This window comes from Flagellimonas baculiformis (assembly GCF_033441575.1).
Taxonomy (GTDB): Bacteria; Bacteroidota; Bacteroidia; order Flavobacteriales; family Flavobacteriaceae; genus Flagellimonas; species Flagellimonas baculiformis.
This window is the reverse complement of record NZ_JAUZVW010000009.1, coordinates 155065-180164: the sequence shown is the minus strand read 5'-3', so window position 1 is coordinate 180164 and position 25100 is coordinate 155065. Positions and strand designations below refer to the sequence as shown.

The following is a 25100-nucleotide window of genomic DNA, read 5'->3' as shown; positions in this document are numbered from 1 at the left end:
GATGGGCTTTTGGTAAATAGGCTTTGCTTATTTTTTGCCCTTATTTGACAAAATTCCAGATGCTGATAAAAATTCATGGCAGTGCCGTTTTCGGCATTGAAGCGACCACTGTGGTAGTGGAAGTAAATGTGGACAAGGGCATAGGCTATCATTTGGTGGGACTGCCCGATAGCGCCATCAAGGAAAGCAATTACCGCATAGCTGCCGCGTTACAGAACAATGGGTACAAAATCCCAGGAAAAAAGATAACCATCAATATGGCCCCCGCCGACCTCAGAAAGGAAGGCTCTGCCTACGATCTTACGCTGGCATTGGGGATTTTGGCCGCTTCAGGCCAAATCAAGTCGGAGGGTATCCAGAACTACATTATTATGGGCGAATTGTCGCTGGACGGCAGTCTTCAACCTATAAAAGGGGCCCTGCCCATTGCCATAAAGGCCCAGCAAGAGGGATTCAAGGGATTTATCCTTCCAAAGGAAAATGCCAGTGAGGCCGCCATTGTAAAGGACCTTGAAGTCTATGGCGTGGAGAACATCAAGGAGGTGATGGACTTTTTTGATCAAGATATCCCTTTGGAACGGACCCATGTGGATACCCGCCAAGAGTTTTACGAACATCTCAACTTTCCGGAATACGATTTTGCCGATGTAAAAGGTCAGGAGAGTATTAAACGATGTATGGAAATTGCGGCGGCAGGAGGGCATAATATCATTTTGATAGGTCCGCCGGGAGCAGGAAAGACCATGTTGGCAAAGCGGTTGCCCTCCATTCTGCCCCCCATGACCCTGCATGAAGCGTTGGAGACAACCAAGATCCATAGTGTGGTGGGCAAGGTAAGGAACAAGGGATTGATGAGTCAACGCCCGTTCAGAAGCCCGCATCATACCATTAGTTCCGCTGCACTGGTAGGCGGGGGCAGTTATCCACAGCCCGGGGAAATCTCCTTGTCGCACAACGGTGTGCTTTTCTTGGACGAGCTTCCCGAATTTGAACGCAGGGTCCTCGAGGTAATGCGGCAGCCCATGGAAGACAGGGAGGTCACCATTGCACGGGCCCAGTACACGGTCACTTATCCCAGCAGCTTTATGTTGGTGGCGAGCATGAACCCAAGTCCAGGGGGTTACTTCAATGATCCCGACGCACCCGTTACTTCTTCCCCTGCGGAGATGCAACGCTACTTAGGCAGAATATCGGGGCCACTGCTGGACAGGATCGACATTCATATTGAAGTGACCCCAGTGCCTTTCGAAAAACTCTCCGAAGAACGAAAAGGGGAGAGCAGTATGGACATCAGAAAAAGGGTGGAGGTGGCAAGGGATATCCAAACGGCCCGATTTTCGGAATGGGAAGGTATCCACTACAATGCGCAGATGGATACCAAGCACATCCGGCAGTTTTGCCCTTTGGGCGATTCTTCCAAGGAATTGTTGAAGAACGCCATGCAGCGGCTGAACCTTTCGGCACGGGCCTATGACAGGATTCTGAAGGTGTCCAGGACGATTGCTGATCTGGAAAACGAGGAAAACATCAACCAGAACCATATTTCCGAAGCCATCCAATATAGAAGTCTGGACAGGGACGGTTGGTTGGGCTGAGTCCATTTTTAAAAATCTAAAAAAAGTAGTGCTTTTATAATGGGATTGGCAATGGAACAGTCTTTTTGGGAAAGAAGTGTAAAAAATACGTTAAACATTCTTACCGATCTGTATTTGAGTAAGTTATGGCGTATTTTTGCCGCCATTTTCAAAAATACATAAGAATGCAATGTGTGGAATTGAACCCAGTGGGCAACTTTGACCCCTGGGAGCAGGAGAAGATCGATGAGTTGCTACATCAAAATATAACAAGTTCTTTAAGTAATAGATTGGTATTCGAGAACGAAAGTGTCAAACTTTGGGACCTACACCTGGCCCCGGGTGAACGAATTCCTTTCCGAAAGCACAATACCAATTATGGCTGGGTCTGCACCACGGGGGGATTGGCCCTTACCCGGTACGGAAACGGCAAAATAGACATGGTAAAGTTGAACCCCGGGGATACGGAATATTTTGAGTACAGGGGCAAAAACTACGTGAACGACCTGGAGAACATCGGCGAACATCCTATCATCATCAACATCTTGGAGTACAAAGACACCAAAAAGGACAATAGGTTCCAGTTTTGTGACTAAATGGCCTTGATGTTTGCCTTGAGCCCAGAGATGATCCCCAAAATGTTCTGAACGGTATCTTCCAAGTAGTAGGCGACGGCCAAATGGGGAATCCGAATAGTGGTAAACCCATTTTTGAACGAGTGCATGGCATCTTCAAGATCGCTTATGGCCTGTTCGTGGGTAATTCTACTATAATCACGGTCTATTTCAATGTTGAGTTTTACCCGTGAAATGGCAATATCGACCGATTTTTTACCGTCCCACCATTCCAACATGGGATGGGCACCCGCTTCCTTCAATGCATAAAATAGATGGATGGCTTCTGGGGGAGTATCGTTATCGAGGATGACTTTTTTGATAAGTCGGGTATGTCTTTCGCAAAGCGGAACACCTAGGGAATCCATCGATGCCCTGTACTGAGGATGATCCATACTTTTGCCACAATCCTTACAGGTCATAAGTGCGTTTGTCAAGTTCAAGTTTTGTAGTACGATTTGGTATTCATAATAACTTTCGCTTTTGCAAATTCGTATAATCGGTCGATGTAAAACATCCCTTTTTTAGACGAAATACATTTTTTTGGATGAAATACATGGTTTGTCCCAATATCCTGTTAAATTCATTGCATGAACCAACTGAGTAATGTTTAAAAAAATAGGACCGGGAGTATTGGTCGCCGCGGCCTTTGTGGGACCGGGAACCATAGCCATGTGCACCTTGGCGGGAGCACGTTTCGGATATGCCCTTATCTGGGCCTTGGCCGTCTCCATTTTGGCTACCATTGTACTGCAGGGAATGGCAGGCAGGATAGGAGTGGTCACCCAAAGTGGACTGGTGGATGTGGTTCGCCAGGAACTGAAAGTGCCCTGGATGAAGAAAACAGTCATCACCGTGGTTTTGGCCGCCATACTCATTGGCAACGCTGCCTATGAAGCAGGGAATATTGGAGGTGCCACCTTGGGGTTGGAACAATTGGTAGGCCACGAATGGGTAAAACCCTATTTGCCCATGCTGATCGGGATTTTCATATTCCTGTTGCTCTGGTTCAGTACGTATAAGATATTGGAACGCATTTTTGTGGGGCTGGTGGGCATCATGGGAGCTAGTTTTGTCGTTTGTGCCATCATTGTCAAACCTTCTTTTATGGAAATTGTCAAAGGGATGTTTGTGCCCAGGTTGCCCGAAGGAAGCTTGTTCACCGTCATCGCCTTGGTAGGCACCACGGTGGTCCCCTACAACCTTTTTCTGCATACATCTTTGGTGAAGGAGAAGTGGAAGTCCGTGGGTGGGATAAATGAGGTCAAATGGGACACGATCGTATCCATTGCCTTGGGAGGAATTGTATCCCTGGCCATTTTGGTGACCGCCTCTGCGGCTCCCATTGCTGATGTGAACCAAGTTTTGGACATGGCAAAGGGGTTGGAACCCTTGTTCGGAAAAATGGCCGTTTACTTTATGTCTGTCGGACTGTTGGCGGCCGGGGTAACTTCAGCCATCACCGCACCATTGGCCGCAGCCTATGTGGCCAGTAGCTGTTTTGGGTGGTCTGGCGGCATGCAGGACAAGCGATTCAAATGGACTTGGGCCTTTGTGCTTTTCTGTGGGGTTGTCTCCTTGTCGTTTGACATCAAGCCCATCGAAGTGATACAATTTGCCCAAGTGGCCAATGGCCTGTTGCTTCCAATAATGGCCCTATTGTTGCTTTGGGTGGTGAACAAAAGGTCTGTTATGGGCCAGTTCAAGAACACGATGCTTCAGAATGCCTTCGGACTGGCCATAGTGCTGTTCAGTATTTTTCTGGGGGTAAAAAGCATCCTCAAAGTAGCAGGAGTGTTTTGATTTAGTCGGAAGTTGGAAGTTGGAAGTCGGAAGTCGGAAGTGTCACGTTGAGCTTGCCTTTGTCGGCAGACAGGCGTAGTCGAAACGTCGGAAACCCGAAACCTGAAGCCTGAAACCCGAAACCTGAAACCCGAAACCCGAAACCAATAACATAATAACCCAATAACTAAGTAACATATCAACCCAACAAATGAAAACATGGCAAATGGACATCAATTGTGACGTAGGAGAGGGAGTGGGCAATGAGGCCGATATTTTTCCCTTCATCAGCTCGTGCAATATTGCCTGCGGCGGACATGCGGGTGATATCCAGAGCATGCGGGAAGTCATCCTGTTGGCCCAAAAGTACCATGTGAAAATAGGCGCCCATCCATCGTATCCCGATAAGGCCAACTTTGGAAGGGAAGTAATGGACATTCCTGCAGATGCGCTTATACAAAGTATAAGAGATCAATTGGATACATTTTTCGGCATCCTGAAAAAAGAGGGGGGGCAACTGCATCATATCAAGGCGCATGGTGCATTGTACAACCAAACCGCAAAGGATGTTGGGGCGGCCGATGTGTATTTGGAGGCCATCAAAGAATATAGGGGCAAGGCCATTGTGTATGCCCCATTCGGGTCTGTGGTGGCAACTAAGGCAGAAACCATGGGTTTTGAGGTATGGCACGAAGCCTTTGCGGACAGAAATTACAATCCGGATTTGAGTTTGGTTTCCAGAAAAAGTGAAAAAGCCCTGATTGAGGAACCTAAAGAGGTCTTGGAGCATATATTGCCCATAATAAAAGACGGAACTGTTGCCACTGTGGAGGGAAAAATCCGAAAAATAGAGGCAAAAACCCTCTGTGTGCACGGGGATACTCCTTCGGCATTGGAAATATTGACGTATCTTTCACGTGAATTACCCAAACATCAGGTGAACCTAGAAAAGTGAAAAGTTACCCCATCACCATCAAACCATTTGGAGAACGGGCCGTCTTGATCGAATGGCCCAACAAGGTTGAAGAATCCATTCTGGCAGATATCCTCGATTTTATGGATGCTTTTAAGGAGCGCAAACTACCGGGCTGGGAGATGTCCGTGGCCTACAATTCCTTGACCATGGTCTACAATGAGGACCATTTGGATTTCGAGGAGGTCAAAAAACTCATTTTGGACTGCCATGCCGAACAAGTAAGCCCATCCATCAAAAGAAAACGACATCTGTGGACCATTCCAGTGTGTTATGACCTGGAATTCGGGATCGATATCGAAGAGGTTTCAAAAACCTTGGGTCTGTCCATAGAAGAACTCATCCATCAGCATACATCCCACCAATATGTGGTCTATGGCATTGGGTTTTTACCAGGTTTCATGTATTTGGGCGGACTCCCACCATCCCTTGAAATTCCGAGAAGGGCCGAACCTCGGTTGGAAGTGGTCAAAGGTTCCGTGGGATTGGCGGCAAAACAAACGGGGATTTACCCACAGGACTCCCCGGGAGGCTGGAACATCATCGGGAATTGTCCGGTCACTTTGTTCGACCCCAATGCAAAGGAGCCTTGTTTTGTAAAGGTCGGGGACAAAATCCAGTTTGAAAAAATATCGAAAGCAGCATACGAACTGCACAAAATAGAAGGAGAAGTGGGCATTTATAAACCAGAAAAAGTAGCGTTGGATGCTTAAAGTGTTGAAATCCGGTTTTTTTGTGACCATTCAAGATTTGGGGAGATTTGGATACCGTGACATCGGCGTGCCCATTTCAGGGGCCATGGACGTGCTATCGGTAAAAAAGGCTAACCTTTTGTTGGAAAATGACCCCAACGCCGCCGTTATGGAAATCACCATGACGGGCCCCACGCTCCAATTTGATGAGCCCACCTATATCTGCCTCTCCGGGGCCCATATTGCCGCCACCCTCAACAACCAACCCATAGAAAACTACCACGTGGTGAAAGTGGACAAAGGGGATATCCTGTCCTATGGCAGGTTGGAAGACGGTTTTAGGGGCTATTTGGCGGTAAAAGGTGGTTTTCAGACCGATGTGGTCATGGGGAGCCGTTCGCAATATGTTCCGGTGACCAAGAAAAAAAGGCTCAAGGATGGCGATGAGGTGAAATATGGGAAAATGCTCGCATACAGTCCCATTATTTCCGAAGTGAAGATTGAGGAGCATTTTCATAAAAACTATTTGGAAGTGTATAAGGGTCCTGAGTTTTCTATCCTCTCCGATGCCCAACTCACCGAGATCTTCACAAAGACGTTCACCGTTTCCAAGGAAAACAATAGGATGGCCTACCAACTTTCGGAGACGATAGCCGGGCATTCCCATTCCATGCTCACCTCGGGCACTTTGCCAGGTACGGTACAGTTCACCCCGGCAGGAAAATTGATCGTCCTGATGAAAGATGGGCAGACCACAGGAGGCTATCCGCGTATCTTGCAACTCTCAGAAGATTCGATATGTACCTTGGCCCAGAAAAAGTCGGGGGACAAGCTTACCTTCAAACTGGTGTGAGTTCCGATTCTTTTTTTTTGATACGATGGTGGAATAACGCCCAAATTTTTCGTAACATTGAAGCATGAAAAGAAATAATCCAGTCATCAGCGTGGTCATTATTGTTCCAAATCTGGAATGATACAGACGTGCTGTTGATGGAAAGGGCCTGTATCAAAAGCTGATGCAGGCCCTTTTTCTTTACCGGTAAAAATAATTGAATGTTGGATTTTAAAATGATTTAAGTAGCTGATTCACAGTAATTAAAGTTTATTATGTTCCAAATGGATTTAAACAGCCCTTTTCTGTTAAAAATCTAAGGCTTTTTAAACATCTATCTTTGGTTTGCAGAGATAAATTCAGTTGAACGCTGCATTAGAATGAAATTTGATAATGGAATTGAACAAGTTTAGCAAGAACGTGACCCAAGACCCTACGCTGCCGGCCGCACAGGCCATGTTGCATGCATTGGGGCTCACAGATGAAGATTTACAAAAACCATTTATTGGAATAGCCAGTACCGGTTATGAGGGGAACCCTTGTAACATGCACCTGAACGGATTGGCCAAAGAGGTAAAAAGGGGAGTGGAGGCTTCCAACATGGTCGGACTCATCTTCAATACCATCGGTGTTAGTGATGGAATTTCCAATGGAACCCCGGGAATGCGTTATTCCTTGGCATCGAGGGACATTATTGCCGATTCCATCGAAACCGTGATGCAGGCCATGTATTATGATGGACTGGTTACCGTTGTGGGCTGCGATAAGAACATGCCAGGAGCCCTTATGGCCCAATTAAGGCTGAATCGGCCTTCAATTTTGGTCTATGGAGGCACCATTGCCCCTGGTTGCCATAACGATAAGAAATTGGATATCATTTCCGCCTTTGAGGCCTACGGCCAAAAAGTGGCGGGAACCATAGATGAAACCGAATTTAAGTCAGTTATCCACAAGGCATGTCCGGGAGCTGGGGCCTGTGGCGGTATGTACACTGCCAATACCATGGCCTCGGCCATTGAGGCGATGGGGATGTCATTGCCCCACAATTCCTCCATCCCTGCGATGAACTCTGCCAAAGGTGCCGATTGCGAAGCTGCAGGAGAAGCCATTCTCAACCTTTTGGAAATGGATTTGAAACCCAAGGACATCGTGACCAAAAAAGCATTGGAGAATGCCTTTAGGTTGGTGACGGTTTTGGGAGGTTCCACAAATGCCGTATTGCATTTTATGGCCATTGCCCATGCCGCCGAGGTGGATTTCTCTTTGGAAGACATCACACGTATCAGCGAATCGACCCCGTTGTTGGCCGATTTGAAGCCCAGTGGAAAATATTTGATGGAAGACCTTCATAAAATTGGTGGGGTGCCGGCTGTATTGAAATATATGTTGAAGAAAGGCATGCTGCATGGGGATTGTATGACAGTTACGGGCAGAACATTGGCGGAAAACCTCTTGGATGTTCCCGATTTGGCCGAAGGTCAAGATATTATCAAGCCTTTGGAGCAGCCCATCAAGGAAACAGGGCATATCCGCATTCTGTACGGCAATTTGGCCTCCGAAGGTGCCGTGGCCAAGATCACAGGAAAAGAAGGATTGAGTTTCACTGGAACCGCAAGGGTTTTCAATGGTGAAATTGAAGTAAATGAAGGCATCCGCAATGGAAAGGTGCAGAAAGGTGACGTAGTGGTCATTCGTTACGAAGGACCCAAAGGTGCGCCCGGCATGCCCGAAATGTTGAAACCTACCTCTGCCATCATGGGTGCAGGTCTTGGAAAAGATGTGGCCTTGATCACCGATGGACGGTTTTCAGGGGGATCGCACGGCTTTGTGGTGGGACACGTTTCCCCCGAAGCACAAGTTGGAGGCGGCATCGCATTGGTCAAGGATGGTGACACCATCACCATAGATGCAGTGAAGAACACCATCAACATGAATATTTCAGATGAAGAACTGGAAAAGCGAAGAAAAGAGTGGAAACAGCCGGAACTGAAAGTGAAATCGGGCAGTTTGTACAAATATGCCAAGACGGTCTCATCAGCATCCAAAGGATGTGTAACGGATATGATTTAACAACAAGCTCCAGAAGAGCATAGCGGGACAATCCCAAAATATAAGCTTATGGAAACATTAAAAGCGGAAAAAAAAGACACGAAAAAAAAGACAGCAATCCGTATCACCGGAGCTGAGGCCATCATCCATTGTTTGCTGGCAGAGGGTGTGGATTTGATATATGGCTACCCCGGTGGGGCCATCATGCCCGTGTATGACGAATTGTACAAGTTTCAGGATAAGCTGACCCATATCCTTACCCGACATGAGCAAGGGGCAACCCATGCAGCACAAGGATATGCCAGGGTAAGTGGAAAAGTCGGCGTGGCCATGGCCACTTCCGGTCCGGGAGCCACGAACTTGGTGACAGGTATCGCCGATGCCCAGATAGATTCCACACCTATGGTCTGCATCACAGGCCAGGTAGCGCGGCATTTGTTGGGTTCCGATGCTTTTCAGGAAACGGACATTGTGGGCATCTCTACCCCGGTGACCAAATGGAACTACCAGATTACCCGTGCGGATGAAATCCCCGAAATCATGGCCAAGGCCTTCTATATTGCAAGGTCAGGACGGCCAGGTCCCGTATTGGTGGACATCACCAAAAATGCCCAGTTTGACGAGTTGGATTTTGTGTATGAAAAATGCACAGGGGTGAGAAGCTACAAACCAGCTCCAAAGCCCGATATGAGTGCTATTGAAAAGGCAGCGGAATTGATAAACAATGCCAAAAAACCCTACATCGTTTTTGGACAAGGGATTATTTTGGGTGAGGCCGAGGAGCAACTCAAGGCATTGGTGGAAAAGGCGGGTATCCCTGCTGCTTGGACCATTTTGGGTCTTTCCGCAATGGATACCGATCACCCATTGAACGTGGGTATGGTGGGCATGCACGGCAATTACGGACCCAATGTCCTGACGAATGAATGCGATGTGCTTATCGCCATCGGAATGCGATTTGACGATCGTGTGACCGGAAACCTCGCAACCTATGCCAAGCAGGCCAAGATCATCCATTTTGAGATAGATCCTGCCGAAGTGAACAAAAATGTGCCCGTGGACGTTGCGGTTTTGGGCAACGCCAAGCAAACCTTGGAACTTTTGTTGCCCTTGGTCAACAAGAATGAGCACAAGGAGTGGGTGGCCGAGTTTGAGAAAAAGCGACAAATAGAATACGATACCGTAATCGATAAAGATATCTATCCTACCAAGCCGGGCCTTACCATGGGTGAGGTCATTGAGCAGATCAATGTGGCTTCTGGGCATAAGGCGGTCATTGTTTCCGATGTGGGACAGCACCAAATGATAGCTTGTCGATATGCCAAGTTCAAGCAGACCAAGAGCAATATCACCTCTGGTGGCCTTGGAACCATGGGATTTGCCCTTCCAGCGGCCATCGGTGCCAAAATGGGCGCCATGGATAGGGAAGTGGTGGCCATCATCGGAGATGGTGGTTACCAGATGACCATTCAAGAACTTGGGGTCATCTTCCAACACAATCTTCCCGTAAAAATTGTGGTCCTCAACAACGATCACTTGGGCATGGTGCGCCAATGGCAGGAACTTTTCTTTGAAAGACGTTATGCTTCAACCGTAATGACCAACCCTGATTTCGTGAAAATAGCGGAAGGCTATCACATCAAGGCCAGAAGGGTAGTGGAGCGTTCCGATCTGAAGAATGCCGTGCAAGAAATGATGGCCTCCAAAGACCCTTATTTCTTGGAAGTTAGGGTAGAGAAGGAAGACAATGTGTTCCCAATGGTTCCAACAGGGGCTTCCATTTCCGATATCTTATTGAAGTAAGATGGACCAAGCCAATATTTTAAAAATGCCGGAAAGGTATTCGGCAATGCTTGAGAAATCGAGGGAAATAGGCTTTGGCATGTCTTCAGACGTGTACATTGGTACCCTTTTGAAAACGTTGGTGGCTTCCAAACCCAACGGAAATTTTTTGGAGTTGGGCACGGGCATCGGACTGTCTTTGGCATGGATGATCAAAGGGATGGATGAAGATTCCCAAATCATCAGTGTTGATAATGATCCAGAGCTCATTCAGATCGCCAATGCCTTTTTTGACGGGGAGTCTAGATTGGAATTGGTTTGCGCTGACGGTGGAGACTGGCTGGAATCTTATAATGGAGCAGCTTTCGATTTGATTTTCGCGGATGCTTGGCCCGGAAAATACAGTCATTTGGACAAAGCATTGGAATTGCTGGAAGTCGGTGGATTTTATGTGATCGATGACATGCGCAAACAGCCCAATTGGCCATCAGGACACGAAGAAAAAGTCAAGGAATTGGTTCAAATACTGGAAAAGAGAGAGGATATAACACTTACAAAGATGGATTGGTCCACAGGACTTATCGTTGCAGTTAAAATAAAATAGCATGGAAAAACAATGGTTTACCATTTCGGTCTATTCCGAAAATCATGTAGGTTTGCTCAATAGAATATCGGGAATATTCTTAAAGAGACACATTAATATAGAAAGTCTAAATGTTTCAAAATCAGAAATTGAAGGCGTTTCAAAATTCACGATTGTGATTTTTTCCACCGAAGATTGGGCGGTAAAGATCGTCAACCAAATTGAAAAGCAGGTGGAGGTTATCAAGGCCTATTACCATACCGATGAGGAGACCATTTATCAAGAGTCTGCCCTGTTCAAAATTGCATCACACCTCCTGTTCGATGAGCGTCAGATCCAGAATATCATCAAGGACAGCCATTCTCAGATCGTAACCGTGAGCCGTGAGTTCTTCGTGTTGGCCAAAACAGGACGTCGACACGAAATCGATGAGATGCACGAGGCCCTGGAGCCTTATGGCATCATGCAATTTGTGCGCACGGGCCGGATAGCTGTCAGTAAGGCCGCTATGCCCATCACCAATATTTTAGCAGAATTTCAAAATCAATAAATAGTAAAATCAGATACATAAAATGGCAAATTACTTCAACACACTATCGCTTCGCGAGCAATTGACCCAACTGGGAAAATGTAGGTTTATGGACCCCAGCGAATTTGCTGATGGTGTTACCGCATTGAAAGGAAAGAAAATCGTGATTGTGGGCTGTGGTGCCCAAGGATTGAACCAAGGGTTGAACATGAGGGACTCCGGACTGGACATTTCCTACGCGCTCCGTGCCGCCGCCATCAAGGAAGGAAGACAATCCTTTAAAAATGCCAAAGAGAACAATTTTACTGTTGGAACCTATGAGGAATTGATCCCGACTGCCGACCTGGTCATCAACCTGACCCCGGACAAGCAGCATACCAGCGTGGTGGGAACGGTAATGCCCTTGATGAAAAAAGGAGCTACCTTGTCCTATTCCCACGGATTCAATATTGTGGAGGAAGGAATGCAGGTCCGTGAAGACATCACCGTGATCATGGTGGCCCCCAAAAGCCCAGGTTCCGAAGTGCGCGAAGAGTACAAAAGAGGTTTCGGTGTGCCAACTTTGATTGCTGTGCACCCAGAGAACGATCCAGAAGGCAAAGGTTTGGAGCAGGCCAAGGCTTATGCAGCCGCTACCGGTGGTGATAAGGCAGGTGTTCTGGAATCTTCTTTCGTGGCCGAGGTGAAATCGGATTTGATGGGAGAGCAGACCATTCTTTGTGGTCTGTTGCAGACAGGATCTATCCTTTCCTTCAACAAAATGATTGAAAAAGGTGTGGATGCCGGATATGCCTCCAAATTGATTCAATATGGATGGGAAACCATCACCGAAGGATTGAAACAGGGTGGAATCACCAATATGATGGACCGTTTGTCCAACCCTGCCAAGATAAAGGCCTTTGATTTGGCCGAAGAATTGAAAGTGATCATGCGTCCTTTGTTCCAAAAGCACATGGACGACATCATGAGCGGTCATTTCTCCAAGACGATGATGGAAGATTGGGACAATGGCGATAAAAATCTATTGGATTGGCGTGCCGCTACCGGCGAAACTGCCTTTGAAAAGACGCCTGCGGGCAATGTGTCCATTTCCGAGCAGGAGTACTACGATAACGGTGTCTTGATGGTCGCTTTCGTAAAATCCGGGGTTGAATTGGCCTATGAGACCATGACCGAATCCGGGATCATTGGTGAATCTGCCTACTACGAGTCGCTTCACGAAACCCCATTGATCGCAAACACCATCGCCAGAAAGAAATTGTTCGAGATGAACCGTGTCATTTCCGATACCGCTGAGTATGGTTGCTATCTCTTTGACCATGCTTGTAAGCCTTTATTGACCGATTTCATGAAGAAAATCGAAACGGATGTCATTGGGAAGAAATTTGGCGAAGGAAAGGACAACGGTGTGGACAACATCAAACTTATCGCTGTAAACAAGGCCATCCGTACCCATGATGTGGAAGTGGTAGGAGCAAGACTCCGTGCCTCCATGACGGCAATGAAGCCCATCGCATAAATTATATTTGGCCCCATGAGCAAAGAAACTGTGGAAACGTATTTTCCGCAAATAGCGGATATTTATGAAGCGGCAAAAATCATCGCCCAAGTGGCGGAAGAAACTCCTTTGCAGCAAAGTATCCGCTATTCCAAGGCTTATGGGGCCAATATTTTTTTCAAAAGGGAAGACCTTCAGCGGGTCCGAAGCTATAAGATCCGTGGGGCCTACAACAAGATCGCTTCTTTGTCCAAGGAAGAATTGGATAGGGGTGTGGTCTGCGCCAGCGCGGGAAACCATGCCCAAGGTGTGGCGTTTGCCTGTAGCCATTTGGAGGTGAAGGGCACCATCTACATGCCCGTAGTGACCCCAAAGCAGAAGATTGACCAGACCAAGATGTTTGGTGGCGATTGGGTGAAAGTGGTCCTGGAAGGGGATACGTTCGATGACTCCAACAGGGCGGCCCAAAGCTATTGTGAGCAGGAGGGGAAGACTTTTGTCCACCCATTTGATGATGAAAAGATTATTGAAGGGCAGGCCACCGTGGGTCTGGAAATCCTTCAGCAAAGCGATGCCCCCATCGACTACCTTTTTGTGGCCGTGGGCGGGGGAGGTTTGGCCTCTGGACTGTGTGGCACGTTTCACGCATTGTCCCCAAAGACCAAGATCATTGGAATGGAGCCTGAAGGAGCGCCTTCGATGAAAAGGTCCATTGCCGAAGGAAATTTGGTGCAGTTGGGAGCCATTGACAAGTTTGTTGATGGAGCTGCTGTTCAGCAAGTGGGGCGATTGACCTATACCATTTGCAGGGATCATTTGTATGGAATGGAAACTGTGCCCGAAGGAAAGGTCTGCCAGACCATTTTGGACCTGTATAACCGGGATGCCATTGTGGTGGAGCCTGCCGGGGCATTGACCATTGCGGCCCTTGATGATTTTGCGGAAGAGATCAAGGGTAAAAATGTGGTCTGTGTGGTCAGTGGGAGCAATAACGATATTACCCGCACTGCTGAGATCAAGGAGCGAGCACTGCTGTATGCCAACCTCAAACACTATTTTATAGTGAGGTTTCCGCAGCGACCCGGGGCGTTGAAAGAGTTTGTGGCCGATATTTTGGGTCCGGACGATGACATCACCCATTTTGAATATTCCAAAAAGTCGAGCAGGGAGAATGCACCTGCCGTTGTGGGGATAGAACTCAAGTCGGCCGATGATCTAGAGCCTTTGATCCAGCGCATGAAGGCCAACAATTTTTTTGGGGACTATCTTAACGACAAACCGGACCTGTTCCAGTATTTGGTGTGATTCCCACAACAATTTTTGGGTCAGTTTTGATATCGGTCCACCTACATCGTTTTCGCAGTAAAACCTATGGAAATGAGGCGTTTTCCAAATGTTTTTATGTTAGCTTTGTGAAGTTCCCTCGACCATTTTTTTGAGAACACTAATTCTATAAACAACAATTTATGTCAACAACCAAGACCGTAATACCGGAAGCATTTCAAATCAAGGAAGAAATCCATCAAAAGACCTATTTGGTGAACGGTGAGCTCCGCAAATGGAACGGGGCGACAACCCCTGTGGTCTCCACCATATCATCCACCAAAGAATATGCGCCGACAGTTTTGGGCAGTATTCCGGACATGGGCGAAACCGAAGCTTTGGAGGCTTTGGATTCTGCAATGGCGGCCTATGACAAGGGAAAAGGGGTTTGGCCCACCATGAAGGTCAAGGATCGTATTGAGTGTATGGTGACCTTCGTGAAAAAGATGGAGAAGAAGAGGGAGGAAGTGGTCAAGCTGCTGATGTGGGAAATTGGAAAATCCAAGCCGGATTCGTACAAGGAATTCGATCGTACTGTTGAGTATATTTATGATACCATCGAGGAATACAAGCAATTGGACCGTAACAGTGCCAAGTTTGACAAACACGATGGGGTGTATGCCCATATCCGTAGGGGTCCGTTGGGCGTGGTTTTGTGCCTTGGCCCCTATAACTATCCTTTGAACGAGACTTTTGCCCTGCTTATTCCGGCCATCATTATGGGAAATACGACCGTTTTTAAGCCCGCAAAGCACGGCGTTCTGCTCATTACAACACTTTTGGAGGCATTTCAGAGCAGTTTTCCCAAAGGAGTGGTCAATATACTCTTTGGACGCGGAAGGGCCGTGGCGGCGCCTATAATGAAGACAGGGAAGGTGGATGTTCTCGCTTTGATCGGCAACAGTAAATCGGCCAATGCACTGCAGGACCAGCACCCAAAGAGCAACCGACTTCGTCTGGTGTTGGGATTGGAAGCCAAGAACCCGGCCATTGTGCTGCCCGATGCAGATCTCGACCTGACCATCAACGAATGTATCGCAGGAACCTTGTCCTTTAATGGGCAACGTTGTACGGCACTCAAAGTGGTCTATGTGCACGAGGATATCAGGGACGAATTTTTGAAACGTTTTTCGGAAAAAGTAGATGCCCTTAAATTTGGAAACCCATGGGACGATGGGGTGAGTCTTACGCCACTACCAGAGCCGGACAAGCCTGCCTATATCCAAGAACTTTTGGACGATGCGAAAGCGAAGGGCGCCAAGGTGATTAATAAAAAAGGCGGAAAGCATTTTGATAACTACATCTGGCCTGCGGTGCTCTACCCGGTATCGAAGGATATGAGGGTGTATGAGGAAGAGCAGTTTGGACCGATTATTCCTGTACTTTCCTTCAAGGATATCGAGGAGCCTTTGGATGACATGGCGGAGTCCAATTATGGGCAACAGGTGAGTTTGTTTGGCAAGGATGTCTATACCTTGTCACCGTTGATCGATACATTGGCCAACTTGGTATGTCGAGTGAACCTGAACAGTTCTTGTCAACGTGGCCCGGACGTATATCCGTTCACAGGAAGAAAGGATTCGGCACAGGCTACCTTGAGTGTGCACGATGCGTTGAGATCGTTCTCTATCCGAACCTTTGTGGCGTTTAAGGACAACGAGTTGAACACCCAAACCGTGGAGCAGTTGATGGAGGCCAAGGTGAGCAACTTCTTGAGTACGGATTATATTTTGTAGATAAAACCATAGTGAAATAAAAAGCCCCGAACTATCGGGGCTTTCTTTTTTGGTCTATGTGGAGGTTGATTAAATATTTTTCGCCAACCAGTCCCCAACTTCACTGGTCTTATAGGCTTTTCCGCCATCGGCAAGGTCTTCGGTGACCACACCTTCGGACAGTGATTTGTTTACCACTTCGCGGATGGCTTCGGCCTCGTCCTTCAAACCAAAAGCGGTCTCGAACATCATGGCTGCAGAAAGTACGGTGGCCAAGGGATTGGCAATGTCCTTTCCAGCTGCCTGCGGATAAGATCCGTGGATGGGCTCGAACAAAGAGGTCTTTTCTCCCAAGGAAGCCGAGGGCATCAATCCCATGGAACCCGAAATCACGGATGCCTCATCGGTAAGGATGTCCCCAAATAGGTTTTCGGTGATCAATACATCGTAAGAGCTTGGCCATTGCACCAAACGCATAGCTACGGCATCCACAAACTCGTAGGAAACCTGTACTTCTGGATATTCCTTTTCCAGTTTCTGAACGGTTTCCCTCCATAGGCGGGATGTCTCCAATACGTTGGCTTTGTCCACACAACACAGTTTTTTGGAACGCTGTAGGGCCATTTCAAAACCTTTTCGGGCCAAACGCTCTACTTCGGCACGGGTGTAGGTGCAAGTGTCATATGCAGTATTGTCATTGTCTTCGCGTCCTCTTTTTCCAAAATAGATACCTCCGGTCAATTCACGCAAAAAGACCAAATCGGTCCCTTCAATACGTTCCTTTTTCAAAGGCGATTTGTCTATTAAGGATGGAAAGGTGAACGTGGGACGGACATTGGCGAACAATCCCAATTTTTGGCGCATTTTCAACAAACCTTGCTCGGGACGGACCTTGGCGGATGGGTCGTTGTCAAAACGTGGGTGTCCAATGGCCCCGAACAATACGGCATCAGCGGCCACGCACACTTCGTGGGTTGCATCGGGGTAGGGTTCTCCAACGGCATCGATGGCAGCGGCTCCGGTGAGGGCCGGTGTCCAGTTGATTTCATGTCCGAACTTTGCAGCTACGGCATCGGATACTTTTACGGCTTGGTCGATCACTTCCGGGCCAATTCCATCCCCGGCCAAGAGGGCTATGTTTAATTTCATTTATCTGTGGTTATTGTGTTATTGAGTTACTGGGTTATTTAGTTACTGAAATCCACCTTTTGTTTTTGCTCTTTGTTCCTTTTGCTCTTGTGTTTGCTCTTGTGCCTTGAACTTCCGTCCGTTATACTAGGTTGAGCATTTTTTCCGTGGCTTTTATGGCGGATACCGTTTGGTCGGAATCCAATCCACGGGTAATGAAATCCTTTTCCTTGGTCTGCCAAGTGATTATGGTTTCGCAAAGCGCATCGGAATTGCTGCCAGGAGGTATGCGCACGGCATAGTCCACCAACTTGGGAAGCTCCCGATTCTCTTTTTTGTACACTTTTTTCAGGGCGTTGATGAAGGCGTCAAACTGACCATCACCTTGTGAACTTTCCTCGTACAACTTTCCTTCTATCTCGATGGAAAGGGTAGTGGAGGGCTTCAATCCTTTGGAATGGGTGAGTACATAGGACTTTACAAATACCTTTTGCTTATAGAGGTTGCTGTCCAGTACATCCGAGATGATGTAGGGCAGATCGTCCTTCGTGACCCGTTCCTTTTTGTCACCCAGTTCAATGATGCGTTCGGTGACCTTTTTCAGTTCATCATCGTTCAAGGTGAGTCCAAGCTCCTGCAAATTCTTTTGGATATTGGCTTTTCCTGAAGTTTTTCCTAGGGCGTATTTCCGCTTCCTGCCAAAACGCTCCGGCAACAAATCGTTAAAGTAAAGATTCTTTTTACTGTCTCCATCTGCGTGTATTCCAGCGGTTTGTGTAAAAACATTATCTCCAACGATGGGCTTGTTGTCAGGTATGCCAAAACCGGTAAATGCCGATACCAGTTTACTCACTTTATACAATGAGGATTCCTTGACGCCGATATGAATTTCCGGCAGAAAATCGTTGATTACGGCCACAACACTGGCCAATGGGGCGTTTCCTGCGCGTTCACCCATGCCGTTGACGGTCAGGTGCAATCCATGAACTCCCGCTTTTACCGCTTCCATGACATTGGCGACACTCAGGTCGTAATCGTTGTGTCCATGAAAATCAAAATAGGAGTTGGGGTATTTTTCAATGATTTCTTTAAAAAATGCACCTGTCTCCGTATGTGTGAGCACTCCCAAGGTGTCGGGCAGCAAAATCCGTTTGACAGGTTGCTGGGTCAAAAAGTCCAAAAACTGAAAAACATACGTCTTGGAATTCCGCATTCCGTTGCTCCAATCCTCCAGATATACATTGGTTTCGATACCGAGTTCTTGGGCTTTGGAAATCACATCTTCAATCTCATTAAAATGCTGTTCCGGAGTCTTTTTGAGTTGATGTGTTAAATGATTTATTGAACCTTTGGTGAGCAGGTTCTGTACCTTTGCACCTGCCTCTAGCATCCAATTCAAGGATACACCATTGTCCACAAAAGTGAGCACCTCTACTTTGGAAAGATAGCCTTCCGAGGCTGCCCATTCCGTAATGTTTTGGACGGCTTTCAGTTCTCCTTCGGAAACACGGGCAGAGGCCACTTCAATCCGATCCACCTTGAGTTCTTCCAATAGCAACTTGGCCAAGGTGAGTTTTTCGGAAGCTGAAAAGGAGACCCCAGAGGTTTGTTCACCATCCCGAAGGGTGGTGTCCATGATTTCAATGGTACGTTTTTTCATTCGCTATGCAGTACGCCCAATTTAAAGGGGAGTGTTCTCGGCAAAGACCTCTATGTCCTTTTTGATGTTCAACAAATAATCAATGTCATCAAAACCATTGAGCATGTTCTGTTTTTTGTACCCATTGATCTCAAAGCTTTCGCTTTCGCCAGTGGCCAAAATGGTAATGGTCTGCTCGGACAGGTCTATTTTCAGTTCTGTTTCAGGATCAGCCTCGATAGCGGTAAAGATCTTGTCCAGAAAACCAGCGCTCACCTGAACGGGCAACACACCTACATTCAAGCAGTTGTTGCGAAAAATATCGGCAAAAAAGCTGGACACCACGCATCGGAACCCGTAATCGTAAACGGCCCATGCAGCGTGTTCCCTAGATGAACCAGAACCAAAGTTTTTGCCACCTACCAAGATTTTTCCGGAGTAGATGGGGTTGTTCAGTACAAAATGCTCTTTTGGACTTCCGTCAGCGTTATACCTCCAGTCCCTGAACAGGTTATCGCCAAATCCTTTTCGCTCAGTGGCCTTTAGAAATCGGGCAGGGATGATTTGGTCAGTATCCACATTCTCTATGGGCAATGGTACCGCTGAACTTGTCAATATGTTGAATTTATCGTATGCCATTTCTCTATCAGTTATCAATGTTCAATTAACAATTGATTTTGTATTGCTAATTGTTCACTGGTCATTGTTCATTGTAAATTTTTATGCGTAAGCTTCTTCCATGAGTTCCCTTGGGTCGGTCACCTTTCCGGTCACGGCCGCCGCAGCAGCCACCAATGGACTTGCCAATAGGGTTCTGGCGCCTGGACCTTGTCTTCCTTCAAAGTTTCGGTTGGAAGTGCTCACTGCATATTTTCCTGCGGGAATTTTATCATCGTTCATGGCCAAACAAGCGGAACAACCGGGTTCCCGAAGTTCAAATCCAGCTTCGTGAAGTATGTCCAAGATGCCCTCTTCCTTGATGGCTTCTTCCACCCTGTGCGAACCGGGTACCAGCCAAGCGGTCACATTCTCCGCTTTCTTTCTTCCCTTGATGATGGAAGCAAATGCCCTGAAATCCTCGATTCTGCCATTGGTGCAGCTTCCCAGGAACACAAAGTCGATGGGTTTGCCGATCATGGCATCGCCTTCGTGGAACGCCATATACTCCAATGATTTTTTGTAGGTGGCCACACCGCCTTCCACGGCCTCGGCCAATGGAATATCATTTTTGATGCCCATTCCCATTCCAGGGTTGGTGCCATAGGTAATCATGGGTTCTATTTCGGAAGCCTCAAAAGTAAGTTCCTTGTCAAAAACGGCATCGCTGTCGGAATACAGGGTTTTCCAGTATGCCATGGCGTTGTCCCAATCAGCTCCTTTAGGCGTGTACTCACGTCCTTTGATGTATTCGAAGGTCTTCTCATCGGGAGCGATCATACCGCCGCGGGCACCCATCTCGATACTCAGGTTACAAACGGTCATACGGCCTTCCATGGACATGTTCTTGAACACATCTCCTGCATATTCCACAAAATAACCGGTGGCACCGGAAGTGGTCAGTTTGGAGATGATGAACAACGCAACATCTTTGGGTGTTACGGCCTTGCTCAGGCTCCCGTTGATGTTGATGCGCATTTTCTTGGGCTTTGGCTGCATGATGCACTGCGTGGAGAGCACCATTTCCACCTCGCTGGTCCCAATTCCGAAGGCGATGGCACCAAAAGCGCCGTGTGTTGAAGTATGTGAGTCCCCGCACACGATGGTCGCGCCGGGAGCCGTGATTCCATTTTCTGGACCAATGACATGGACAATACCATTTTTCTCATGCCCAAGACCCCAATAAGGGATGTTGTGCGCTGCGGCATTTTCCTCCAAAGCCTTTAATTGGTTGGCCGACAATGGATCTTGCACGGGCAAATGTTGGTTCCGGGTAGGGGTGTTGTGATCGGCGGTCGCGAAGGTCCGCTCGGGATACAGCACCTTGATGCCCCTGTTCTTCAATCCTAGAAAAGCCACGGGACTGGTGACCTCGTGCACCAAATGCCTGTCGATGAACAGCACATCCGGGCCATTTTCAATATGTTTTACCACATGGGAGTCCCACACTTTGTCAAATAGTGTCTTGCTCATTGTATCAATCAAATTTTGTAAGCTTTCAAAGTTAAGATATGAATGCAAATCTATTTTTTAAAGCCCCTTAAAATTACGATGTCCAACGGTTGTTTCAATGAAATTTTCGGAATGTTAACAAATGCCTCGGTCCAGATGCAAATTATCACAACTGAAGAATTGACCTTCCATTTTTTTATATAAATCGGCCCTTTTCCTGAAAAAAAACGATTATGTTGTCACGTTTTATACTGCTATCTTGTTTTCCTATATAAAACCCCAATGGAAAACATTCATAGAATCCTGACAACCTATGCCTATAATATTTCAGGCTCCATGGAAGATGCCAAGGATGTGGTTCAGGATGTTATTGAAAAATATATAGGAGCCGATAGATCACATATTGAGGATGAACGGAACTATCTGATCAAATCGGTGGTGAACCATGCCATAAACTTGAAAAAACGAAAATCCTACAAGTCCAAATATGGCGAATGGCTCCCCGATCCTGTAGACCTGAACCAGGCCGATAGCCATATCATAAAAGAGCAGACAGCTTCGTATTCCCTTTTGGTGCTGATGGAGAAACTGAACGCAATGGAACGTGCCGTGTTCATCTTGAAAGAGGGTTTTGCCTATAAGCACAAAGAGATTGCGGATGTATTGGATATCCAGACCGATCATTCAAGGCAACTGTTCCTTCGGGCAAAGAAATCACTGAAGAAGACCAGCTATATTGAAAAGCGAACGGAGCCAGAAGTGCTGAATGCCTACATAAATGCCATTGCGAATGCAGATCTGGACAAACTTGAATCATTGTTGGTAGAGGATATCGAACTCATGGCCGACGGAGGCAGCACTGTCAAGGTCATTACAGGAAGCCTGGTCGGGGCAAACAGTACGGCAAAGCTGCTCCAAAATGTGTATGGACTGTTCTTGCAGGACAAAAAATACTTTATCGCCGAAATCAATCATCAACCAGCGGTCGTCTTCCATGAAAATGAGAAGGTCTATAATTGCCAGATCTTGGTTTGCGAAGGTCATCGCATTGCCAGCTTGTACTCCATTGTAGATCCCCAAAAATTAAAATTGCTAAAAGTCCGGTAAGCTGTCACGTTTTTTTCATTGGGATTGTCTTCAATAAAAAAACATGATGCAAACTTTATTAAGAATTGACAGTAGCCTACGGGAAGAAGGATCGTTTAGCCGCAAGTATGGGGACATTTTTCTTCAAATGTGGAAAGAAAGGAACCCTGGTTCTAAAATCAATTACAGGGATCTCAACAAGGAACGGATACCCCATTTGACCCAAGAAGTCACACAGGCCTTTTTTGCCGGCACCGAAGATGATGGATTGCTGGAGACTTCGGACATGCTCTGTGAAGAGATAAGGGAAAGTGATGTGTTGCTGCTTACCTGTCCGATGTACAATTTTGGGATTCCTTCCACATTGAAATCCTATTTTGACCATATCATCAGGGTAAATCAAACGTTTCGATATCACGGTGACCAAGGCTATGAGGGTCTGTTGAAAAACAAAAAGGCCTACCTGATCACCTCGATGGGAGGAAAAAAGACCTATCCGGAAATGTCCGAACCTTTTGAACAATACCTACAGCAACTATTGGGCTTTGTCGGGATTGAAGACGTTAAAATGGTATCCATAAGTGGAACCGCATCGGCGGATTTCATTTTGGACCAAGAAATACATTATATAAATCAAGTAAAACAAATGATATGAATCAGATCATTCAAATAGAACAGGCCGTAAAAGATTTTATCGGGGCAGGGGACACAAACGATATCCAACTACTGGATCGGGTGTTGCACAAAGATTATCGAAATGTGCAAGATGGTTTTTTCGATAAGCCGGGCCTATACCAGTTCTCCAAGGAAGAATATAAACGATTGGTAGGGGAAAAAACGTTTGGGGGAGTACCCCGAACGATTAAGGTACATTCCATTGAAGAATACGGAAGCCATTTAGCTGTGGTGAACGTTACTTTGGAAAGTGAGGCGCTGTTGTTCAATTCTGTGATCGTGGTCGTCAGGGAAAGCTCGGATTGGCAGATATTGAACAACTTTCCAAAAATTGTTGGGAAAGGATAAGATCCTGTTTGGGGGATGCACTCGGTTTGCTCAACTGATATAGTTCCAAATCGTCTTTTGTGCCATCATTCGGGTAAAGGCCCGGAGCACGGGTGCATTCTCCTCTTTTTCCAGTTTGGGATCGTTTTTCAGCAATTGCAGGGCATGATACCGAGCGGTCTGTAAAATTTGGTTGTCCTTGACGATATCGGCAATCTTCAGGGTGAGCAAACCACTCTGCTGGGTGCCCATCAAATCACCGGGACCCCGGAGTTTGAGGTCCACTTCTGCAATTTCGAAGCCATCGTTGGTGCTGGTCATGGTCTGCAATCGGGTTTTGGCGTCTTCGGACAGTTTGTGGCCCGTCATCAAAATGCAGAAACTTTGCTCTGCTCCACGGCCCACACGCCCCCGTAGCTGGTGTAGTTGGGATAGCCCAAAGCGTTCTGCACTTTCAATGATCATCACGGAGGCATTGGGCACGTTCACCCCGACCTCTATGACCGTAGTGGCCACCATGATCTGGGTCTCACCCTTTACGAAGCGCTCCATTTCATAGTCCTTGTCCGCAGGTTTCATTTGTCCGTGCACAATGGAAATCTGATATTCCGGTTGCGGAAAATCCCTGGCAATGCTTTCGTAGCCATCCATCAAGTCCTTGTAATCCATCGCTTCCGATTCTTGGATCAGCGGATATACGATATACACCTGTCTCCCTTTTTTGATTTCCTCTTTGAGGAAGCCAAACACTTTTAGGCGATTGTTGTCAAATCGATGTACGGTAGTGACAGGTTTTCGGCCCGGTGGTAGCTCATCTATGACCGAAACATCCAAATCCCCATACAAGCTCATGGCCAAGGTTCGGGGAATAGGGGTTGCCGTCATCACCAACACATGTGGAGGGATATCGTTTTTATGCCACAATTTGGACCGTTGGGCCACCCCGAAGCGGTGTTGCTCGTCCACAATGGCCAGTCCTAGATTGTGGAACTGGACCTTATCCTCCAAAACGGCATGGGTGCCCACCAAAATGTTCAGGTTCCCGTTTTCCAATTGATTGTGCAAAAGGGTACGTTCGGATTTTTTAGTGGAACCCGTCAACAGGGCAATCTTGATGTCCATGTTCACCAAAAGTTCCTTGAGTCCGTTGTAATGCTGGGTGGCCAAAATTTCCGTGGGGGCCATCAAACAGGCTTGGAATCCATTATCGATGGCCAATAGCATGCACATCAGGGCCACGATGGTCTTCCCGGACCCCACATCGCCCTGCAGCAAGCGGTTCATTTGTGCATTGCTGCCCATGTCGTTACGGATTTCCTTGATGACCCGTTTTTGGGCTTCTGTGAGTTCAAAGGGAAGGTGTTTTTCAAAAAAAGTAGTGAAATGTTCACCCACATTTTCAAAAGGCAGTCCCTTGATCTTTTGTTTGCGGAGCATTTTTTTGGAAATCAATTGCATCTGCACAAAAAACAGTTCTTCAAACTTCAATCGGAACTGCGCGCGCGCCAAAAGCTCTTGGTTTTTGGGAAAATGGATGTTGAACAATGCCTCCGCTTTCGGGATCAGCCGAAGCTCTTCCAGTATGTCTTTGGACAATGATTCGGGAAAATAGCCCTTGGACTCCAGCAAAAGTTGCTGTACCATTTTGGAAACCACCCTGTTGGTAATGCCCGAAGTGCTCAACTTTTCGGTGGATGGGTAGATGGGCTGCATGGCAATTTTCAACCCTTGCTGGTGTTTGTGCAACAGTTCCATTTCCGGGTGCGGTATGGAAAACGTGCTGCCGTATTGCGAAACCCGACCGAACACCACGTAGGGTTCGTTGATTTTCAGACTTTCCTTGATCCATTTATGGCCGCGAAACCAAACGAGTTCCATTTGCCCAGTTTCGTCCACAAAGGTGGCCACTAGCCGTTTGCCGCGCTTTTGTTCCACCATTTTCAGGTGGATGATCTTCCCGACCACCTGCACATCGGCACCACTGGGTTGCAATTGGTTGATCTTGTAATAACTGGTGCGGTCCAAGTAGCGGTTGGGAAAAAGATGGAGCAGGTCCCGATAGGTCTCAATGCCCAGTTCGGCCTTTAAAACATCGGCCCTGTTGGGACCGACACCTTTGAGATAGGCTATGGGAGTTTGTAGAAAATTGGGATTCATCGAACTAAAATATGTAATTTGGAAGGACTTTTG

The 25100-nt window shown here is 47.1% G+C and carries 22 protein-coding genes; 16 read left to right on the top strand and 6 right to left on the bottom strand.

Going from position 1 to position 25100, the window contains the following annotated elements; genetic code table 11:
- Positions 1 to 59 precede the first annotated feature (59 nt).
- Together SD450_RS13885 and SD450_RS13880 are read left to right on the top strand one after the other, a co-directional pair.
- Entirely contained in the window at positions 60 to 1595 is a 1536-nt protein-coding gene (locus tag SD450_RS13885; protein WP_318345057.1) for a YifB family Mg chelatase-like AAA ATPase, read from the top strand.
- 164 nt (positions 1596 to 1759) lie between these two features.
- Positions 1760 to 2170 carry a hypothetical protein gene (locus SD450_RS13880; RefSeq protein WP_318345056.1) on the top strand — a complete coding sequence of 137 codons (411 nt, stop codon included), beginning with the start codon at positions 1760 to 1762 and terminating at the stop codon, positions 2168 to 2170.
- Here SD450_RS13880 and SD450_RS13875 read toward each other — a convergent pair.
- Positions 2167 to 2583 carry a hypothetical protein gene (locus SD450_RS13875; protein WP_318345055.1) on the bottom strand — a complete coding sequence of 139 codons (417 nt, stop codon included), beginning with the start codon at positions 2581 to 2583 and terminating at the stop codon, positions 2167 to 2169. The genes SD450_RS13880 and SD450_RS13875 overlap by 4 nt on opposite strands.
- 211 nt (positions 2584 to 2794) lie before the next feature.
- Between SD450_RS13875 and SD450_RS13870 the strand changes: the two genes are divergently transcribed.
- From SD450_RS13870 to SD450_RS13820, 11 genes are all read left to right on the top strand, one after another.
- Complete coding sequence (locus SD450_RS13870; RefSeq protein ID WP_318345054.1) at positions 2795 to 3991, top strand: Nramp family divalent metal transporter; 1197 nt, start codon at positions 2795 to 2797, stop codon at positions 3989 to 3991.
- A 190-nt stretch (positions 3992 to 4181) separates the two neighbouring features.
- Positions 4182 to 4925, top strand: a complete 744-nt coding sequence (pxpA, locus tag SD450_RS13865; RefSeq protein ID WP_318345053.1) for a 5-oxoprolinase subunit PxpA — start codon at positions 4182 to 4184, stop codon at positions 4923 to 4925.
- Entirely contained in the window at positions 4922 to 5656 is a 735-nt protein-coding gene (gene pxpB, locus SD450_RS13860) for a 5-oxoprolinase subunit PxpB (RefSeq protein WP_318345052.1), read from the top strand. Before pxpA ends, pxpB begins: the two co-directional genes overlap by 4 nt.
- Positions 5649 to 6488 carry a 5-oxoprolinase subunit C family protein gene (locus tag SD450_RS13855; RefSeq protein ID WP_318345051.1) on the top strand — a complete coding sequence of 280 codons (840 nt, stop codon included), beginning with the start codon at positions 5649 to 5651 and terminating at the stop codon, positions 6486 to 6488. The genes pxpB and SD450_RS13855 overlap by 8 nt, the downstream gene beginning before the upstream one ends.
- Before the next feature lie 372 nt (positions 6489 to 6860).
- Entirely contained in the window at positions 6861 to 8537 is a 1677-nt protein-coding gene (gene ilvD, locus SD450_RS13850) for a dihydroxy-acid dehydratase (protein ID WP_318345050.1), read from the top strand.
- 48 nt (positions 8538 to 8585) lie between these two features.
- Positions 8586 to 10319: a biosynthetic-type acetolactate synthase large subunit gene (gene ilvB / locus SD450_RS13845; protein WP_318345049.1), complete on the top strand. Its 1734-nt coding sequence runs from the start codon at positions 8586 to 8588 to the stop codon at positions 10317 to 10319.
- A 25-nt stretch (positions 10320 to 10344) separates the two neighbouring features.
- Positions 10345 to 10902 carry an O-methyltransferase gene (locus SD450_RS13840; RefSeq protein WP_318345048.1) on the top strand — a complete coding sequence of 186 codons (558 nt, stop codon included), beginning with the start codon at positions 10345 to 10347 and terminating at the stop codon, positions 10900 to 10902.
- 1 nt (position 10903) lies between these two features.
- On the top strand, positions 10904 to 11431 hold the full coding sequence (ilvN, locus tag SD450_RS13835; RefSeq protein WP_318345047.1) for an acetolactate synthase small subunit: 528 nt from the start codon (positions 10904 to 10906) through the stop codon (positions 11429 to 11431).
- Between the two features lie 22 nt (positions 11432 to 11453).
- Positions 11454 to 12929 (top strand): ketol-acid reductoisomerase, encoded by a 1476-nt coding sequence (gene ilvC, locus SD450_RS13830; RefSeq protein ID WP_318345046.1) that lies wholly within the window; start codon positions 11454 to 11456, stop codon positions 12927 to 12929.
- A gap of 15 nt (positions 12930 to 12944) precedes the next feature.
- The gene (gene ilvA / locus SD450_RS13825; RefSeq protein WP_318345045.1) at positions 12945 to 14213 is read left to right on the top strand and encodes a threonine ammonia-lyase; all 1269 of its coding nucleotides are present in this window, start codon (positions 12945 to 12947) and stop codon (positions 14211 to 14213) included.
- A 161-nt stretch (positions 14214 to 14374) separates the two neighbouring features.
- Positions 14375 to 15967, top strand: coding sequence for an NADP-dependent glyceraldehyde-3-phosphate dehydrogenase (locus SD450_RS13820; protein WP_318345044.1), 1593 nt, complete (start codon positions 14375 to 14377; stop codon positions 15965 to 15967).
- Between the two features lie 69 nt (positions 15968 to 16036).
- Here the strand turns inward: SD450_RS13820 and leuB are convergent, their stop codons facing one another.
- The 4 genes from leuB to leuC form a co-directional block, all read right to left on the bottom strand.
- Entirely contained in the window at positions 16037 to 17095 is a 1059-nt protein-coding gene (leuB, locus tag SD450_RS13815) for a 3-isopropylmalate dehydrogenase (protein WP_318345043.1), read from the bottom strand.
- A gap of 121 nt (positions 17096 to 17216) precedes the next feature.
- Positions 17217 to 18734, bottom strand: a complete 1518-nt coding sequence (locus tag SD450_RS13810; protein ID WP_318345042.1) for an alpha-isopropylmalate synthase regulatory domain-containing protein — start codon at positions 18732 to 18734, stop codon at positions 17217 to 17219.
- 21 nt (positions 18735 to 18755) lie between these two features.
- Positions 18756 to 19352 carry a 3-isopropylmalate dehydratase small subunit gene (leuD, locus tag SD450_RS13805; RefSeq protein ID WP_318345041.1) on the bottom strand — a complete coding sequence of 199 codons (597 nt, stop codon included), beginning with the start codon at positions 19350 to 19352 and terminating at the stop codon, positions 18756 to 18758.
- An 81-nt stretch (positions 19353 to 19433) separates the two neighbouring features.
- Entirely contained in the window at positions 19434 to 20843 is a 1410-nt protein-coding gene (gene leuC / locus SD450_RS13800) for a 3-isopropylmalate dehydratase large subunit (protein WP_318345040.1), read from the bottom strand.
- A gap of 261 nt (positions 20844 to 21104) precedes the next feature.
- Here leuC and SD450_RS13795 point away from each other — a divergent pair, with 261 nt between their 5' ends.
- From SD450_RS13795 to SD450_RS13785, 3 genes are read left to right on the top strand one after another with little or no spacing between them, the layout of a single operon-like run.
- Positions 21105 to 21929, top strand: coding sequence for a sigma factor-like helix-turn-helix DNA-binding protein (locus SD450_RS13795; protein ID WP_318345039.1), 825 nt, complete (start codon positions 21105 to 21107; stop codon positions 21927 to 21929).
- Positions 21930 to 21972: 43 nt separating this feature from the next.
- Positions 21973 to 22563, top strand: coding sequence for an FMN-dependent NADH-azoreductase (locus tag SD450_RS13790; RefSeq protein WP_318345038.1), 591 nt, complete (start codon positions 21973 to 21975; stop codon positions 22561 to 22563).
- Entirely contained in the window at positions 22560 to 22931 is a 372-nt protein-coding gene (locus SD450_RS13785) for a nuclear transport factor 2 family protein (RefSeq protein WP_318345037.1), read from the top strand. Before SD450_RS13790 ends, SD450_RS13785 begins: the two co-directional genes overlap by 4 nt.
- A 30-nt stretch (positions 22932 to 22961) precedes the next feature.
- Here SD450_RS13785 and recG read toward each other — a convergent pair whose 3' ends face one another.
- Positions 22962 to 25067, bottom strand: coding sequence for an ATP-dependent DNA helicase RecG (gene recG, locus SD450_RS13780; RefSeq protein WP_318345036.1), 2106 nt, complete (start codon positions 25065 to 25067; stop codon positions 22962 to 22964).
- Positions 25068 to 25100 lie beyond the last annotated feature (33 nt).